15 protein-coding genes are annotated in these 16,237 nt (G+C 56.2%); 6 read left to right on the forward strand and 9 right to left on the reverse strand.

Annotated features, from left to right (window positions below):
- Positions 1-8 precede the first annotated feature (8 nt).
- From C3451_RS17785 to C3451_RS17795, 3 genes are read right to left on the reverse strand one after another with little or no spacing between them, the layout of a single operon-like run.
- Positions 9-1,049 carry an iron ABC transporter permease gene (locus tag C3451_RS17785; RefSeq protein ID WP_045623390.1) on the reverse strand — a complete coding sequence of 347 codons (1,041 nt, stop codon included), beginning with the start codon at positions 1,047-1,049 and terminating at the stop codon, positions 9-11.
- Positions 1,046-2,029: an iron ABC transporter permease gene (locus C3451_RS17790; protein WP_045623389.1), complete on the reverse strand. Its 984-nt coding sequence runs from the start codon at positions 2,027-2,029 to the stop codon at positions 1,046-1,048. Before C3451_RS17790 ends, C3451_RS17785 begins: the two co-directional genes overlap by 4 nt.
- Positions 2,026-2,838, reverse strand: a complete 813-nt coding sequence (locus C3451_RS17795; RefSeq protein ID WP_045623388.1) for an ABC transporter ATP-binding protein — start codon at positions 2,836-2,838, stop codon at positions 2,026-2,028. Before C3451_RS17795 ends, C3451_RS17790 begins: the two co-directional genes overlap by 4 nt.
- 384 nt (positions 2,839-3,222) lie before the next feature.
- On the opposite strand from C3451_RS17795, the gene C3451_RS17800 reads away from it, so the two are divergent.
- A complete protein-coding gene (locus C3451_RS17800) occupies positions 3,223-5,352 on the forward strand; it encodes a TonB-dependent siderophore receptor (protein WP_045623386.1) in 2,130 nt (709 codons plus the stop codon).
- A gap of 126 nt (positions 5,353-5,478) precedes the next feature.
- On the opposite strand, the gene parE is transcribed toward C3451_RS17800, so the two are convergent.
- From parE to nudF, 5 genes are read right to left on the reverse strand one after another with little or no spacing between them, the layout of a single operon-like run.
- Complete coding sequence (gene parE, locus C3451_RS17805) at positions 5,479-7,371, reverse strand: DNA topoisomerase IV subunit B (RefSeq protein ID WP_023306966.1); 1,893 nt, start codon at positions 7,369-7,371, stop codon at positions 5,479-5,481.
- A gap of 28 nt (positions 7,372-7,399) precedes the next feature.
- Positions 7,400-7,981: an esterase YqiA gene (gene yqiA / locus C3451_RS17810; RefSeq protein ID WP_022649423.1), complete on the reverse strand. Its 582-nt coding sequence runs from the start codon at positions 7,979-7,981 to the stop codon at positions 7,400-7,402.
- Positions 7,981-8,808, reverse strand: coding sequence for a 3',5'-cyclic-AMP phosphodiesterase (gene cpdA / locus C3451_RS17815; RefSeq protein ID WP_023298619.1), 828 nt, complete (start codon positions 8,806-8,808; stop codon positions 7,981-7,983). The genes yqiA and cpdA overlap by 1 nt, the downstream gene beginning before the upstream one ends.
- A 27-nt stretch (positions 8,809-8,835) precedes the next feature.
- Positions 8,836-9,258 (reverse strand): DUF1249 family protein, encoded by a 423-nt coding sequence (locus C3451_RS17820; protein ID WP_003862516.1) that lies wholly within the window; start codon positions 9,256-9,258, stop codon positions 8,836-8,838.
- Positions 9,255-9,887, reverse strand: a complete 633-nt coding sequence (gene nudF / locus C3451_RS17825) for an ADP-ribose diphosphatase (protein ID WP_022649425.1) — start codon at positions 9,885-9,887, stop codon at positions 9,255-9,257. Before nudF ends, C3451_RS17820 begins: the two co-directional genes overlap by 4 nt.
- A 203-nt stretch (positions 9,888-10,090) precedes the next feature.
- On the opposite strand from nudF, the gene tolC reads away from it, so the two are divergent.
- From tolC to C3451_RS17840, 3 genes are all read left to right on the forward strand, one after another.
- Positions 10,091-11,569, forward strand: a complete 1,479-nt coding sequence (gene tolC, locus C3451_RS17830; protein ID WP_022649426.1) for an outer membrane channel protein TolC — start codon at positions 10,091-10,093, stop codon at positions 11,567-11,569.
- Between the two features lie 191 nt (positions 11,570-11,760).
- The gene (locus tag C3451_RS17835) at positions 11,761-12,426 is read left to right on the forward strand and encodes a DUF1190 family protein (RefSeq protein ID WP_006811983.1); all 666 of its coding nucleotides are present in this window, start codon (positions 11,761-11,763) and stop codon (positions 12,424-12,426) included.
- Between the two features lie 2 nt (positions 12,427-12,428).
- The gene (locus C3451_RS17840; RefSeq protein WP_022649428.1) at positions 12,429-13,589 is read left to right on the forward strand and encodes a glutathionylspermidine synthase family protein; all 1,161 of its coding nucleotides are present in this window, start codon (positions 12,429-12,431) and stop codon (positions 13,587-13,589) included.
- A gap of 81 nt (positions 13,590-13,670) precedes the next feature.
- Here the strand turns inward: C3451_RS17840 and ygiD are convergent, their stop codons facing one another.
- Positions 13,671-14,459, reverse strand: a complete 789-nt coding sequence (ygiD, locus tag C3451_RS17845) for a 4,5-DOPA dioxygenase extradiol (RefSeq protein ID WP_045307992.1) — start codon at positions 14,457-14,459, stop codon at positions 13,671-13,673.
- A 130-nt stretch (positions 14,460-14,589) separates the two neighbouring features.
- Between ygiD and zupT the strand changes: the two genes are divergently transcribed.
- Complete coding sequence (gene zupT / locus C3451_RS17850; protein WP_023306970.1) at positions 14,590-15,363, forward strand: zinc transporter ZupT; 774 nt, start codon at positions 14,590-14,592, stop codon at positions 15,361-15,363.
- A 266-nt stretch (positions 15,364-15,629) separates the two neighbouring features.
- Positions 15,630-16,190 (forward strand): fimbrial protein, encoded by a 561-nt coding sequence (locus C3451_RS17855; protein WP_022649431.1) that lies wholly within the window; start codon positions 15,630-15,632, stop codon positions 16,188-16,190.
- Positions 16,191-16,237: the final 47 nt, after the last annotated feature.

Here is a 16,237-nt window from a genome sequence, read left to right on the forward strand (position 1 = left end):
TCTATCCCCTAAAATCGATCCCGACGCTGCCAGAGCAGCAGCAGGAAAAACGGTCCGCCAATCAGTGAAATGACAATTCCCGCCGGCAGCTGCAACGGGAGAAATGCCAGCCGCCCGACGTTATCCGCCAGCAGCACCAGCAGCGCGCCCAGTACGGCACTTCCCGTCAGCAGTGCCGTTTGCCCTCCGCGCAGCAGCAGGCGCGCCATGTGCGGGGCAATCAGCCCGACAAAGCCGATACTCCCCACGCAGGAGACGCAGGCCGCGGTGAGCACCACGGGGGCAAACACGCGCAGCAGCGCGAGGCGTGAAGTCCGCACGCCCAGCCCCGTCGCAGTGTGGTTGCCGAGCAAGGCTACGTCTGCGGCGCGCGCGGTTAAGAGCAGCAGCGCAAACGCCGGCACTGTCCAGGCAGCAGCGATGCTGACCAGCGTCCAGCTTGCCGCATGCAGACTCCCCGCCAGCCACAGCATCGCCGTCTGGACGTCGCGCACGTCGGCGGTCGTCATAAAGACCCCCATCGCGGCGGCAAACGCCCATGACACGCCGATGCCGATCAGGATGAATCGCGGGCGCGAGATATCACGCGCCAGCGCCACTACCAGCAGCGCGGTCAGCAGCCCACCGGCCATGCCGATAAGTGGACGCCAGTACGGCCCCAATCCCGGAAACTGAAAAATCAGCAGCAGCACCGCCGCGCTACAGCCCTCTTTCACGCCGATAAGTCCGGGGTCAGCAAGGCCGTTGCGGGTAATGGACTGCATGGCCGCCCCCGCCATGCCGAGCATCGCGCCGCACAGCACCGCCATCAGCAGGCGCGGCAGGCGGATATCCATCACAATGTAATGCGCATCCGCCGTCAGACGTTCAGGATAAAACAGCGCACGTCCGATGGCGGAAGCAGGAATGGGCAGCGAGCCGTGCGTCAGGCCAAAACTTAGCAGCAGTAAAACGGCAAGGGTTAAAACGGTCAGATACAGCAGCGCCCTCGGGCGAACCAGCGCCGAGAAGGAGGGAAATCGTACTGCCCTCAATCCAGCCCGGTTCATTTGAACATCCTTGACGCCATAAGGATAAAGACCGGCGCGCCGACCAGCGCAGTCATCACGCCGGTTGCCAGCTCATACGGCGTAAACAGCGTGCGGGCGGCGATATCCGCCATCAGCAGAACCAGCGCCCCGCAGAGGGCTGAGAGCGGCACCATCACGCGCAGGTCCACCGATACCAGACGGCGAATCAGCTGCGGCACAACGAGTCCGATAAACCCGATCGGTCCGGCAACTGAAACCGCCGCGCCGCACAGCAGGGCGATGGCCAGCAGCGCGAGCAGGCGCGTTTTCAGCAGCGACACGCCAAGCCCCTGCGCCATTCTGTCCCCCAGCGCCAGCATGTTCAGCGACGGCGACAGCCAGAGCGCCAGCGCAAAACCCACGGCAGCGCCCCCCGCGGCGCTAGCGGTCGTCTCGCCGATGACTCCCGCCACATCCCCCGCAAGCCAGGTCCGCATGGCCAGCAGCGTCTGTTCATCCAGAATCAACACCGTGGCGGTTATCGATGAGGCAAATGCCGACATCGCCACGCCGCACAGCGTGACTTTCATCGGCGTGAGACCGGTACGCCCGGATGAGGAGAACGTTAGCACCAGCAAAAAGAGCGCGGCGGCGCCGGCTGCGGCTATCAGAGGGCGGCCAAACGGCAGCGACAGCCCGAGGGCACTCGTCAGCACCACCGCCAGCGCCGCCCCTGCATTTAGCCCCAGGATATGCGGCTCGCCGAGCGGGTTGCGGATCACTGACTGCAGCAGCACGCCCGCGACGCCGAGCGCCGCGCCCGTCACCAGGGCAGCGCACAGTCGCATCAAGCGCAGCCTGACGATCACGCTATGCTCAAAATTGCGCGGGTCGAAGTGGAAAAATGCGTCTACTACCGTCCGGGGGGCGATAACGCGCGCCCCGATGCTCAGGTGCGCAATCGCGCCTGCCAGAAGCAGCAGCGTAAAGAGAATAAAGGCCACAGACGTGCGCATCATGGTTTGTCGACAGCCTGACGGAACGGCATAAAGAACGGCTTGCCGGTCAGCGGGTTAACCGACATATGCACGTCGACATCAAACACCGCTTTGATCAGCTCCGGCGTGCAGGCGTCGCCCTCATGCAGTACCCCCTCAACCTTTCCCTGACGTAAAAAGACCAGCGAATCACCGTAGTTCACGGCGAAGTTGAGATCGTGCAGAACCACCACCACGGTGCGCCCGTGCCGGCGCGTCAGCGTGTGCAGCAGTTCGAGGATCTCCACCTGGTAGCGAAGATCGAGGTACGTCGTGGGTTCATCCAGCAGGATGTAGGGCGTTTGCTGCGCCAGCACCATGGCGATCCAACAGCGCTGGCGCTGGCCGCCGGACAGGCTTTCAACCAGATGATGGGCAAACTCTGCCGTCCCGGTCAGGCGTAACGCCTCCTCCACGGCCCGCTCGTCTTCCTCGCTCCACTGGCGCATCACGTTCTGCCAGGGGAAACGTCCGCGCGAGACCAGCTCAAATACGGTTAACCCTTCTGGAAGCAGCTGAGACTGCGGGAGGATCCCGAGCTGGCGGGCGACCGCTTTGGTTGGCTGCGAGTGGATGGCTTTGCCGTCCAGCACCGCGCTGCCGCCGAGCGGCTGAAGCAGCCGCGCGAGGGTACTTAACAGCGTCGATTTTCCGCAGCCGTTTGCGCCCACCAGAACAGTCATTTTCTGCTGGGGGATCGCAAGGGAGATATCATCAACGATGATTTTTTTCTGGTAACCCGCGGAGAGGTTCTCAAGAACCAGTCCCGGCTTTTTGATGTAGTGAGCCACGTGAACGCCAACGTAAGAAAAAAAACCAACAAATAAAAATAAAACTCATTCTCTTTTGTGAGTTTGCCGCCGCGCCATGTAGTAGTCAAGCGAAGATATACCCTGTAAAACCCAGGGATAACTGAGCATCGATTCACAAATCGAAATTCCTTTTTATCAATTATTTTCAATGCCTTAAACAGGAAATCAACGCGTATTAGCCAGAGAGAAACCTCTGTAGCGAAATTTTTATTTATTCCATTTACTACTACATTCCCTCATGCTTGAATGATTCTCAATTACAAGTCCGATGCCGTAGAGGCTAACGGACAGACCGTAAGGGCAATGACTCACACATTCTTCCGCGAGCATTTCATCGCAGGATATTTTGGGAAAACAGATGTAATGGCTAAGTTCACACCTTCATTCGCCGGGGTAAAAGGGCGCGCGCTCTTTTCACTCCTGTTCATGGCGCCTCTGGTGCACGCAGCAGCAAAAGACGGTGAGACGCTTACCGTCACTGCCGACCCTTACGCTTCCACCGACGCCACCAGCGGCTATCAGCCCCTGAACACCTCCACCGCCACGCTGACCAACATGCCGATGCTGGACATCCCGCAGGTGGTCAATACCGTCAGCGATAAAGTGCTGGAAGACCAAAACGCGACCACGCTCGACGAGGCGCTGTATAACGTCAGCAACGTGGTGCAGACCAACACCCTGGGCGGCACGCAGGATGCCTTCGTGCGCCGTGGCTTCGGCGCAAACCGCGATGGCTCGATCATGACCAACGGCCTGCGCACCGTGCTGCCGCGCAGCTTCAATGCCGCAACCGAGCGCGTGGAGGTGCTAAAAGGCCCGGCCTCGACCCTTTACGGTATTCTCGACCCCGGCGGCCTGATTAACGTAGTGACCAAACGCCCGGAGAAAACCTTCGGCGGCTCGATTTCTGCCACATCAACCAGCTTTGGCGGCGGTACCGGACAGTTTGACGTCACCGGTCCGATTGAAGGTACGCGTCTGGCCTATCGCCTGACGGGGGAGTATCAGGACGAGGATTACTGGCGTAATTACGGCACCGAACGCAGCACCTTTATCGCCCCGTCTTTGACCTGGTTCGGCAATGATGCCACCGTGACCATGCTCTATTCGCATCGCGACTATAAAACGCCGTTCGATCGCGGAACGATCTTCGATCTCAACACCAAAAAGGCCGTCGACGTCGATCGCAAAACCCGCTTTGATGAGCCATTTAACGTGACCGACGGTCAGTCCGACCTCGCTCAGCTTAATGCGGAGTATCGCCTTAACAGCCAGTGGACCGCGAAGTTCGACTACAGCTACAGCCAGGATAAGTACAGCGATAACCAGGCTCGCGTGATGGCCTACGATTCAAAAACCGGCAACCTGACCCGCCGCGTGGATGCGACCCAGGGTTCGACCCAGCGTATGCACACAACGCGGGCAGATTTGCAGGGGAACGTGGACATCGCGGGCTTTTACAATGAGATCCTGACCGGCGTGTCGTATGAGAATTACGATCTGCTGCGTACGGACATGATCCGTTGTAAGAACGTTAAGGATTTCAATATTTACAACCCGAGCTACGGCAGCCTCGGCAAGTGCACCACCGTCTCGGCATCCGACAGCGATCAAACCATCAAGCAGGAGAGCTACTCCGCTTACGCGCAGGACGCACTGTACCTGACCGATAAATGGATCGCCGTTGCCGGACTGCGCTACCAGTATTACACCCAGTACGCGGGCAAAGGCCGTCCGTTTAATGTCAACACCGACAGCCGCGACGACCAGTGGACGCCGAAGCTGGGCCTGGTATACAAGCTCACGCCGGCAGTCTCCCTGTTTGCTAACTATTCCCAGACGTTTATGCCGCAGTCGTCCATTGCGAGCTACATCGGCGACCTGCCGCCGGAAACGTCGAATGCGTATGAAATAGGCGCTAAATTCGACCTGTTCGACGGCATTACCGCCAACATCGCGCTGTTTGATATCCACAAGCGCAACGTGCTGTACACCGAGAGCATCGGTGATGAAACCGTCGCCAAAACCGCGGGCCGCGTGCGCTCGCAGGGTGTCGAAGTGGATCTCGCCGGATCGCTGACCGAGAACACCAACATTATCGCCAGCTACGGCTATACCGATGCGAAGGTGCTGGAAGACCCGGACTACGCGGGCAAACCGCTGCCGAACGTGCCGCGCCATACCGGCTCCCTGTTCCTGACGTACGATATTCACAATGCGTTTGCCGGGAATACGCTGACAATTGGCGGCGGCGGGCACGGCGTGAGCCGTCGTTCAGCGACTAACGGTGCGGATTATTATCTGCCGGGCTATTTCGTGGCGGATGCATTTGCGGCGTACAAAATGAAGCTGCAATATCCGGTGACGCTACAGGTGAACGTGAAAAACCTGTTTGATAAGACCTACTACACGTCGTCGATTGCGACCAATAACCTGGGCAACCAGATTGGCGACCCGCGTGAAGTGCAGTTTACGGTGAAGATGGAGTTTTGACGTCAGTGCGAGGCGTTCCCCTCACCCTAACCCTCTCCCCAGAGGGGCGAGGGGATCGATCGTAGGCCCGGTAAGCGCAGCGCCACCGGGCAAAAAAAAGCCCTGCATCGCAGGGCTTTTTCAGCATCAGGCCTCAATATCCGCCATATCGCCTTTCTCCTGCAGCCAGTTACGTCGGTCTTCCGAACGTTTCTTAGCAAGGAGCATATCCATCATGGCGTTGGTTTGCTGTTCGTCTTCGTCGCTGATCGTCAGCTGCACCAGACGGCGCGTGTTCGGATCCAACGTCGTTTCGCGAAGCTGCATCGGGTTCATCTCGCCCAGCCCTTTAAAGCGCTGCACGTTCGGTTTGCCCTTCTTGCGCTTCAGCTGTTCCAGCACGCCCGCTTTCTCTTCTTCCGTCAGCGCATAGTAGACTTCTTTGCCAAGGTCGATACGGTACAGCGGCGGCAGCGCCACGTGGACGTGACCGTTTTTCACCAGCGTGCGGAAGTGCTTCACGAACAGCGCGCACAGCAGCGTGGCGATGTGCAGACCATCGGAGTCCGCATCCGCGAGAATGCAGATCTTGCCGTAGCGCAGCTGGCTCAGATCGTCGCTGTCCGGATCGATGCCGATCGCCACGGAGATGTCGTGTACTTCCTGCGAGGCCAGCACTTCATCAGACGAGACTTCCCAGGTGTTGAGGATCTTACCCTTGAGCGGCATGATCGCCTGATACTCACGATCGCGCGCCTGCTTGGCCGATCCGCCCGCCGAGTCCCCTTCCACCAGGAAAAGCTCGGTGCGGTTGAGATCCTGGGCGGTACAATCCGCCAGCTTGCCCGGCAGCGCGGGGCCGCTGGTCAGTTTTTTACGCACCACTTTCTTCGCCGCGCGCAGACGACGCTGGGCGCTGGAGATCGCCATTTCAGCCAGCATTTCTGCGGCCTGAACGTTCTGGTTCAGCCACAGGGTAAACGCATCTTTCACCACGCCGGAAACAAACGCCGCACACTGGCGTGACGACAGGCGCTCTTTAGTCTGACCGGCAAATTGCGGATCCTGCATTTTCACGGAAAGCACGTAGGCGCAGCGGTCCCAGATATCTTCTGCGGAAAGCTTCACGCCGCGCGGCAGAATGTTGCGGTATTCGCAGAACTCGCGCATCGCATCCAGCAGACCCTGACGCAGGCCGTTGACGTGCGTCCCACCGAGCAGCGTTGGGATCAGGTTGACGTAGCTTTCCGTCAGCAGCTCACCGCCTTCAGGTAGCCACAGCAGCGCCCAGTCCACCGCCTCGGTATCACCTTCGAAATTCCCGACGAACGGTTTTTCCGGCAGGGTCGGCAGGCCGTTAACCGCTTCGCACAGGTAATCGTTCAGACCCTTTTCGTAGCGCCAGCTCTGTTCGGTGTTGTTAACGTGATCTTTAAAGGTGATTTCTACGCCTGGGCACAGCACCGCTTTGGCTTTCAGCAGGTGCGTCAGGCGGGAAACAGAAAAGCGTGGGCTGTCGAAGAAGCTTTCGTCAGGCCAGAAATGGACGCTGGTGCCGGTGTTGCGTTTACCGCACGTCCCGACGACCTGCAAATCCTGCACTTTTTCGCCGTTTTCAAACGCGATGTTATACACCTGTCCGTCGCGACGGACGTTCACTTCCACGCGCTTTGACAGGGCGTTAACCACAGAGATCCCCACGCCGTGCAAGCCGCCAGAGAACTGGTAGTTTTTGTTGGAGAACTTACCGCCCGCATGCAGACGGCAGAGGATCAGCTCAACGGCAGGAACCCCCTCTTCCGGGTGAATATCCACCGGCATGCCGCGGCCATCGTCGATGACTTCCAGCGACTGATCGGCGTGCAGGATAACGTCCACGCGTTTGGCATGACCTGCCAGCGCTTCGTCCACACTGTTATCAATTACTTCCTGGCCCAGGTGGTTTGGGCGCGTCGTATCGGTGTACATCCCCGGGCGGCGGCGAACCGGCTCAAGCCCGGTGAGTACCTCAATGGCATCAGCGTTATAGGTTTGCGTCATGATTTAAGCTAGCAATTCGCATTGATTGTCAGTGGCTGTGCAGTCCAAGAAAATCGACAATCTGGGTGAAATGATCTTCAAAGCCCGTGAAAGCATGGTTTCCGCCCTCTTCTACAGTCTGGCGGCAGGATGCGTAATACGCCACTGCCTGGCGGTAATCCAGCACTTCATCTCCCGTCTGTTGCAGCAGCCAGATAAGATCGGGCGCTTCAAGCGGGTCGACCTGCATAACTTTGAGATCGTAAATATGGCGTGACTCTAGCACATATTGTTGGCCGGTGTAGGGGTTCTCGTTTTCGCCAAGAAAGTCCCTTAACAGCTCAAATGGCCGGACCGCCGGGTTAACGACGACAGCGGGCACCATAAAGCATTGCGACAGCCAGGTGGCGTAGTAGCCGCCGAGGGACGAGCCGACAACGCCAAACGATTCGCCGCCGTGTTCAAGCACAATCGATTCCAGCATTTCTGCCGCGTCCGCCGGATAAGGGGGCAGCTGCGGAATAATCATCTCCACGTGCGGATGATGTTCGCTCAGCCACTGGCGAAACTGCGTCGCCTTTGCGGAACGCGGAGAACTGTTGAACCCGTGCAGATAGAGGAGCGTCGACATCAATAGCCTTCTGAAGCGGTATCCGGGCGGAACTGCGCGCCAGCCAGACGGCACACTTCGGTGGTCAGCGAGCCGTCGGCATGCAGGTCCAGCCATCGCCAGCCCGGTGCGATGGTGTCCAGCGTGAAGTTAGCGCAATGGGGCTTGAACTGAACGCAGGTGGACGGCGTCGCGAGCAGGCGGCGACCGTTCCAGTCGAGATCCTGTTCCTGGTGAATGTGCCCACACAGCAAATTTTTCACGCGCGGGAATTTCGCCAGCACGCTATCCAGCGCCGCAGAGTTGCGTAAGCTGTGCTGATCAAGCCAGCTACAGCCCGCCGGCAGCGGATGATGATGCAGTAACAGCAGCGTATTACGATTCGGTTCGGCGGCCAGTTTTGTCTCCAGCCAGTCAAGCTGATAGTCGCTCAACTCACCGTGCGGAACGCCAAACACCTGACTGTCGAGGAGCAGAATTTGCCACTGGTCCCCCGTAAAGACACATTTTGCCGGCGAAATCCCCGCCTCCTGAAGCGAACTGTACATGGCGGGCTGAAAATCGTGATTGCCCGGTAGCCAGACGCAAGGCACACTAAAGCTCGCAATTCCTTCGGCGAAATGCTGATAGGCTGCGGAGGATTGATCCTGCGCCAGATCGCCTGTCGCGACGATCAGATCGCATGGCCGCTTTTCAGCATGGATCGCGTCAAGAACCGCCTGATAACTCTCCCAGGTGTTCACGCCCAGAAGCGTCTCATGCTTTTCGGCAAAAAGGTGGGTGTCGGTGATTTGTAATATCCTGACTGGCGCCCCACCAGCAACAGTCAGGTTCAACAGGCTTTCCAAATGGTGTCCTTAGGTAGGTTTATGACGCTAACAAACCGGAATCGCCATTGCTCCATGTGCTAAACAATATCTTAGCCAGTCGGCTAAAAACTGGTTAATTTGATGCTTTTCGTCGCGTTGATGCAACTTTTTATTCGGATAATCATACCGCGCTTTGAAGCGAAAGATCTGCTGGCTTGAACACACTTCAGCGACCATCGCATCATGATAAAGACGTACCGTCATCGACGGCAGGCTCCAGTAGCTGATGCTCGGCGCCGTTTGCTCAATCTCCACCAGCGTAGTGTAGCGCGTTGATTCTGTTATCGTTAACCGATACTGCGCGTTGCTCACCTGATAGCTTACCGTTTCGCCGGGCGCGTCGTTTCGCGGCAGCAGGCGGCGCAGCTGGGCGAAATTGGTTTCGCACAGGCGCATCATTTCTGGGAAGTCAGGTGTATAGCGCTTCATTTTTTCCACTCGTTTCGTAAATTCTGATGATGCAGTTGCAGCCATTGCAAGGCGATGACAGACGCTGCGTTGTCGATTAAACCCTCTTCTACCCATTGGTAAGCCTGCTCCCGACTCACCACATGAACCCGAATATCTTCGTTTTCATCTGCCAGACCGTGGATCCCTTTCGCTGTCGTGGCGTCCACTTCGCCCACCATAATAGATGAGCGTTCCGTTGTTCCCCCCGGACTTGCCAGGTAGCTCAACACCGGTTTCGTCCGACCGATCGCCAGGCCTGCCTCTTCCAGCGCCTCGCGGCGAGCGACGTCTTCGACCGACTCACCCTCCTCGATCATCCCGGCCACCATCTCCAGCAACCACGGCGTTTCGCTGGTATCATACGCCGCAATACGGACCTGCTCGACCAGCACGACTTCATCACGCACTGGGTCAAAGGGTAGCAAGACTGCCGCATGCCCGCGCTCAAAAATTTCGCGTTTGATTTCACCGCTCATTTCACCGTTAAACAGGCGATGCCTGAAACGGTAAAGTTCCATTGAAAAAAAACCGCTATAAAGCGTTTCTCGTGCAATAATTTCTACATCGTTTTTGGCGAAGGTGACAGGCACGTTTTCTGGTTTTTGCATCGGTCGAGTCCTGGTAGCAATGGTGATGAAATTGTGAATTTCAAGGCTGTTTGGCTGCCGTTTGTATGGCTATATGGTAGATTGGAGCAAATTACCGCCAGATGGCACGTTACGCCAACCTTTTGGTGTGGATGATTCTGTTAGAATCGGCAATTATTTTTAATTAGATCAGCGCTAATACTGCTTCACAACAAGGAATGCAAATGAAGAAATTGCTCCCCATCCTTATCGGCCTGAGCCTGACGGGCTTCAGTGCAATGAGCCAGGCAGAGAACCTGTTACAGGTCTACCAGCAGGCACGTCTGGGCAACCCTGATTTACGTAAATCAGCGGCCGATCGTGATGCTGCGTTTGAAAAGATTAACGAAGCACGTAGTCCACTGCTGCCGCAGTTAGGCTTAGGTGCAGATTATACCTACACTAACGGTTTTCGCGATAACAATGGCATCGACTCGAATGCCACCAGCGCCTCTTTACAGCTTACACAGACCCTGTTCGACATGTCCAAATGGCGTGAACTGAGTTTGCAGGAAAAGAGCGCAGGCATTCAGGATGTCACCTATCAGACCGATCAGCAAACGCTGATCCTGAATACCGCGACCGCCTATTTCCAGGTACTGAGCGCGATTGACGCGCTCTCCTATACCGAAGCGCAGAAACAGGCGATTTACCGTCAGTTAGATCAAACCACCCAGCGTTTTAATGTGGGTCTGGTTGCGATCACTGACGTGCAGAACGCCCGTTCACAGTACGATACCGTACTGGCAAACGAAGTGACCGCACGTAACAACCTCGACAACGCACTGGAAGCACTGCGTCAGGTCACCGGTAACTACTATCCTGAGCTGGCCTCTCTGAACGTGGACAGTTTCAAAACGGACAAACCGCAGGCGGTTAATGCTCTGCTGAAAGAAGCGGAAAACCGTAACCTGACCTTATTGCAGGCGCGCCTGAGCCAGGATCTGGCACGCGAGCAGATCCGCCTTGCACAGGATGGTCACCTGCCAACCCTGAGCCTGAGCGCCTCTACCGGCGTATCGGATACCAGCTACAGCGGGTCTAAAACGACGTCTCAGGCCTATGACGACAGCAACGTTGGCCAGAACAAAGTGGGCCTTAGCTTCTCTCTGCCGCTGTACCAGGGCGGGATGGTTAACTCTCAGGTGAAACAGGCGCAATACAACTTTGTGGGTGCCAGCGAGCAGCTGGAAAGCGCGCACCGCAACGTGGTGCAGACCGTGCGTTCTTCCTTTAACAACGTCAATGCCTCTATCAGTAGCATCAACGCCTACAAACAGGCCGTTGTCTCTGCGCAAAGCTCTCTGGACGCGATGGAAGCAGGCTACTCCGTCGGTACGCGTACCATCGTTGACGTGTTAGACGCAACGACCACGCTGTATAACGCGAAACAGCAGCTCTCCAGCGCACGTTACCAGTACCTGATTAACCAGCTGAACATCAAGCAGGCGCTGGGTACGCTGAACGAGCAGGATCTGCAAATGCTGAACAGTACGCTGGGTAAACCGGTATCCACGTCGCCTGACAGCGTGGCGCCGGAAAATCCAGAGCAGGATGCCGCGGTTGATAACTTCAACGCTAACGGCAGCGCCCCGGTTGCACAGCCAGCGGCAGCACGCAGCACCTCACCTGCCAGCAGCGGCACGAATCCGTTCCGCAACTAAGTGTGTCATCAGGCCCAGTGCGGCCTGATGCCCTCACCCCAGCCCTCTCCCACAGGGCTGAGGGAGCACATTAATCCCCCCCGAACGTAAGCCAACGTAAAGATCCCCCGGATTTCGCCCCTCTTCGCTTCATTTTCAACCACTCATCCTCTATCCTGAGCGTTAATACCCCTGGGTCCTGGAAGACAAATATGAAACGGACAAAAACGATGAATCACGCGTCGTTCCGCAAAAGCTGGAACGCACGCCACCTGACACCTGTCGCGCTGGCGGTCACCGCCGTCTTTATGCTGGCAGGCTGTGAGCAAAGCGACGAAACGGTGTCGCTCTATCAAAACGCTGACGATTGTGCGAGCGCAACCGGTAAAGCCGCCGAGTGTACGACGGCCTATAACAACGCCCTGAAAGAGGCAGAACGTACCGCGCCGAAATATGCCTCACGCGAAGACTGTGTAGCCGAATTCGGCGAAGGCCAGTGCCAGCAGGCTCCTGCTCAGGCAGGTATGGCGCCGGAAAACCAGGCGCAGGCACAGTCCAGCGGTAGCTTCTGGATGCCTCTGATGGCGGGTTATATGATGGGCCGTCTGATGAGCGGCGGCGCGGGCTACCAGCAGCAACCGCTGTTTAGTTCTAAAAACCCAAACAGCCCGGCGTACGGTAAATACACCGATGCCACCGGCAAGGGTTACGGTGCGGCAACGCCTGGCCGTACGATGACCGTACCGAAAACCGCGATGGCACCGAAACCAGCCACTACCAGCACCATTACCCGTGGCGGCTTCGGTGAGTCTGTGGCGAAACAAACCACCATGCAGCGTAGTGCGACCGGCTCTTCGACTCGCTCAATGGGCGGCTGATCATGGAACGAGTCAGTATTGTCGAGCGCCCGGACTGGCGCGAAAAAGCCACCGAATACGGTTTCAACTTTCACACCATGTACGGCGAGCCGTACTGGTGTGAAGACGCTTACTATAAGCTCACGCTCGCGCAGGTCGAAAAGCTTGAAGAGGTGACCGCAGAACTGCACCAGATGTGCCTGAAGGTGGTAGAGAAAGTCATCGACAGCGATGAGCTGATGACCAAATTCCGCATTCCGAAGCACACCTGGAGCTTTGTTCGTCAGTCCTGGAAAACGAACCAGCCTTCGCTCTACTCTCGCCTCGATTTGGCATGGGATGGCGTGGGTGAACCGAAGCTTTTAGAAAACAACGCAGATACGCCAACCTCCCTGTACGAAGCCGCGTTCTTCCAGTGGATCTGGCTGGAAGATCAGGCGAATGCCGGAAACTTGCCGGAAGGCAGCGACCAGTTCAACAGCCTTCAGGAAAAACTGATTGAGCGTTTCGCCGAACTGCGTGAACAGCACGGTTTCAACCTGTTGCACCTCGCCTGCTGTCGCGATACCGAAGAAGATCGCGGTACGGTTCAGTATTTGCAGGACTGCGCAGCCGAAGCGGAAGTGGCGACGGAATTCCTCTATATCGAAGAGATCGGTTTAGGTGAAAAAGGTCAGTTTACGGACACGCAGGATCAGGTGATCAGCAACCTGTTCAAGCTCTACCCGTGGGAATACATGCTGCGCGAAATGTTTTCTACCAAGCTGGAAGACGCCGGTGTGCGCTGGCTGGAACCAGCCTGGAAGAGCATTATCTCCAATAAAGCCCTGCTGCCGATGCTGTGGGAGATGTTCCCGAACCACCCGAACCTGCTGCCTGCTTACTTTGCCGAAGATGATTTCCCGCCGATGGAGAAATACGTCGTTAAGCCAATCTTCTCCCGTGAAGGCGCGAACGTCTCGATTATCGAAAACGGTAAAACGCTGGAAGCGGTTGAAGGGCCGTACGGTGAGGAAGGGATGATCGTCCAGGCGTTTTATCAACTGCCGAAGTTTGGCGACAGCTATACGCTGATCGGCAGCTGGCTTATTAACGATCAGCCTGCCGGGATTGGTATTCGCGAAGATCGCGCGCTGATTACGCAGGATCTTTCGCGTTTCTACCCGCATATTTTTATTGAATAAGACTTGCCGGGTGGCGGCTTCGCCTTACCCGGCCTACATGTCGAGCGTAGGCCCGGTAAGCGCAGCGCCACCGGGCATGTTTTACCCCACCTGCACCGACAGCATACTCAAGCTCCCCATCTCAATACCGTCGACCGGTGTTGTAATAACCTCCTGACCGTCCCATGCGCCTAATACATACAGCAATGGCAAGAAGTGTTCCGGCGTCGGGTTAGAGAGCGAACCGCCGTCGTGATCCAGATAGTTCACCAAAGGGTGCCGTTCGACCGGCCCTTGCCAGGTCAGGTTGTCTTTTACATAGTCATTAAAGGCTGTTGCCCAAGGGTACGGCGTATTTTCACCGTGCCAGCGTACCGTACGCAGATTGTGTACCACGTTGCCACTGGCAATCAGCATGATGCCCTCATCACGAAGCGAAGCCAGCTTACGCCCTATCTCCATATGCCAGGCAGCCGGTTTGGTGCTGTCGATACTCAGTTGCACCATCGGGATATCCGCATCAGGATACATCTTAATCAGCACGCCCCACGAGCCATGGTCAAAGCCCCAGGCCTCTTTATCCAGGGTGACCGGGAAAGGTGCCAGCAAATCCACCAGCGTTTGCGCCAGCTCAGGCGAACCGGGGGCCGGATAATGCGTATCGTACAGCGCCTGCGGAAAACCGCCAAAATCATGGATCGTTTTTGGCGCTTCCATGGCCGTCACGCCGGTACCCCGGGTAAACCAGTGCGCAGAGACCACCACAATTGCCTTCGGACGCGGTAACGTCTTACCCAGTTGACACCAGGCGCGGGTATAGACGTTATCTTCCAGAACGTTCATGGGGCTGCCATGGCCTAAAAACAGTGCTGGCATACGAGAAGGAGACATGGTGATATCCTTAGAGGAAGTGACAAAGTGATGGGCCTACATTACGCGCATTCAGGTGAAGATGAACGTAGATAACCGTGAAGATCATCATCAGGAAATTTGAATGCCAGATATCGCTTAAGGAGAATGCATGTCAGTACCTTTGATTTTGACCTTACTTGCGGGCGCCGCGACCTTTATCGGTGCGTTCCTTGGGGTACTCGGTCAAAAACCCTCTAATCGCCTGCTGGCCTTCTCGCTGGGTTTCGCCGCCGGGATTATGCTGCTTATCTCGCTGATGGAGATGCTGCCCGCCGCGCTTCACGCCGAAGGGATGTCGCCTGTTCTGGGCTATGGCATGTTTATCATTGGCCTGCTGGGTTATTTTGCACTCGACCGTATCCTTCCTCACGCGCACCCGCAGGATCTAATGCAAAAAAGCGTTGCCCCCATCCCTGGCAATATCAAACGCACGGCCATTCTGCTGACGCTGGGTATCAGCCTGCATAACTTTCCGGAAGGTATCGCCACCTATGTCACGGCCAGCAGCAACCTGGAAATGGGTTTTGGTGTCGCGCTGGCCGTTGCTTTGCACAATGTTCCTGAAGGACTTGCCGTTGCCGGGCCCGTTTATGCCGCCACGGGTTCAAAACGTACAGCTGTCTTTTGGGCGGGTATCTCCGGGATGGCTGAAATTCTCGGCGGCGTGCTGGCGTGGCTGATCCTCGGTAGCCTCGTATCCCCGGTTGTAATGGCTGCAATTATGGCTGCCGTGGCCGGAATTATGGTCGCGCTCTCTGTCGATGAGCTGATGCCGCTGGCAAAAGAGATCGATCCCAACAATAACCCAAGCTACGGCGTGCTGTGTGGAATGTCAGTGATGGGGATGAGTCTGGTTCTGCTACAAACGGCAGGTATTGGTTAAGAATTAATGCCTCCGTTTCATACGGAGGCATTATATTATTCAAAATAACAATCCTATATATTTACCCTATAATAACCCACCAAATATAAACCCATTAGAATTTCAAAAAAAGGCGTCTCTTAAGATAGCCTGAAAATATTAATTAAAAGCACCTACAAATATATTTAAGTCACGTTAATCGCGTATTCCCACCCCAATCCGTATACTTTGCAAGTATTCTGAAATTAATATTCACATTATGAATCACTCTGAAAAAGGATATTTCCATGTATATGGGTAAGAAATTACTGTTAGCAGCGGCTATGGCTGGCATTGTGTCGGGTTCTGCTTTTGCTGAAGATCAAGGCTCTGGCAAAATCAAATTCAAAGGTGTTGTTATTGACGCACCGTGCAGCATCGCACCAGACAGCGTTGATAAAGAAGTCGATCTGGGTGAAGTGACTACGGCCGTTATCAACGCCAACAAAAAATCCACGCCGGTTCCGGTCGATATTAATCTGGAAAACTGCCAGCTTGACGATCCGGCAGACGAAACCGACACGCCAATTACCAAAGTGGATGTCACCTTCACCAGCGCAGCGACAGACGCGACAGACACCAGCCTGATGAGTAACACCTATGCAAGTGGTGCGCAGAACGTGGGTGTACGTCTGCTGGATAATGCGGAGGCTGCTATCACGCTGGGAGAATCCAACGAGGTTGAGTTGCTGGCAGGATCAACCACCCAGACGCTGCATTTCAAAGCGGTTATGGAAGTCCCCACGGGTAAAACTGCGACGGCAGGCCAGGTTGAAGCCACGGCTAACTACGTCCTGTTGTACAAATAGTTCTGTTACGTAACAGTATTAGCCGACTGGTAATTCATGCCGGTCGG

The organism is Enterobacter sp. 301B (assembly GCF_003850715.1).
Taxonomy (GTDB): Bacteria; Pseudomonadota; Gammaproteobacteria; order Enterobacterales; family Enterobacteriaceae; genus Enterobacter; species Enterobacter intestinihominis.

Coding starts and splice junctions, on each gene's coding strand:
- ygiD (WP_045307992.1), bottom strand. CDS start 14,459: ATGTCTCCTTCTCGTATGCCAGCACTGTTTTTAGGCCATGGCAGCCCC.
- zupT (WP_023306970.1), top strand. CDS start 14,590: ATGTCAGTACCTTTGATTTTGACCTTACTTGCGGGCGCCGCGACCTTT.
- C3451_RS17785 (WP_045623390.1), bottom strand. CDS start 1,049: ATGAACCGGGCTGGATTGAGGGCAGTACGATTTCCCTCCTTCTCGGCG.
- C3451_RS17820 (WP_003862516.1), bottom strand. CDS start 9,258: ATGAAGCGCTATACACCTGACTTCCCAGAAATGATGCGCCTGTGCGAA.
- nudF (WP_022649425.1), bottom strand. CDS start 9,887: ATGCAAAAACCAGAAAACGTGCCTGTCACCTTCGCCAAAAACGATGTA.
- parE (WP_023306966.1), bottom strand. CDS start 7,371: ATGACGCAAACCTATAACGCTGATGCCATTGAGGTACTCACCGGGCTT.
- C3451_RS17855 (WP_022649431.1), top strand. CDS start 15,630: ATGTATATGGGTAAGAAATTACTGTTAGCAGCGGCTATGGCTGGCATT.
- C3451_RS17790 (WP_045623389.1), bottom strand. CDS start 2,029: ATGATGCGCACGTCTGTGGCCTTTATTCTCTTTACGCTGCTGCTTCTG.
- C3451_RS17835 (WP_006811983.1), top strand. CDS start 11,761: ATGAAACGGACAAAAACGATGAATCACGCGTCGTTCCGCAAAAGCTGG.
- yqiA (WP_022649423.1), bottom strand. CDS start 7,981: ATGTCGACGCTCCTCTATCTGCACGGGTTCAACAGTTCTCCGCGTTCC.
- C3451_RS17840 (WP_022649428.1), top strand. CDS start 12,429: ATGGAACGAGTCAGTATTGTCGAGCGCCCGGACTGGCGCGAAAAAGCC.
- C3451_RS17800 (WP_045623386.1), top strand. CDS start 3,223: ATGGCTAAGTTCACACCTTCATTCGCCGGGGTAAAAGGGCGCGCGCTC.
- tolC (WP_022649426.1), top strand. CDS start 10,091: ATGAAGAAATTGCTCCCCATCCTTATCGGCCTGAGCCTGACGGGCTTC.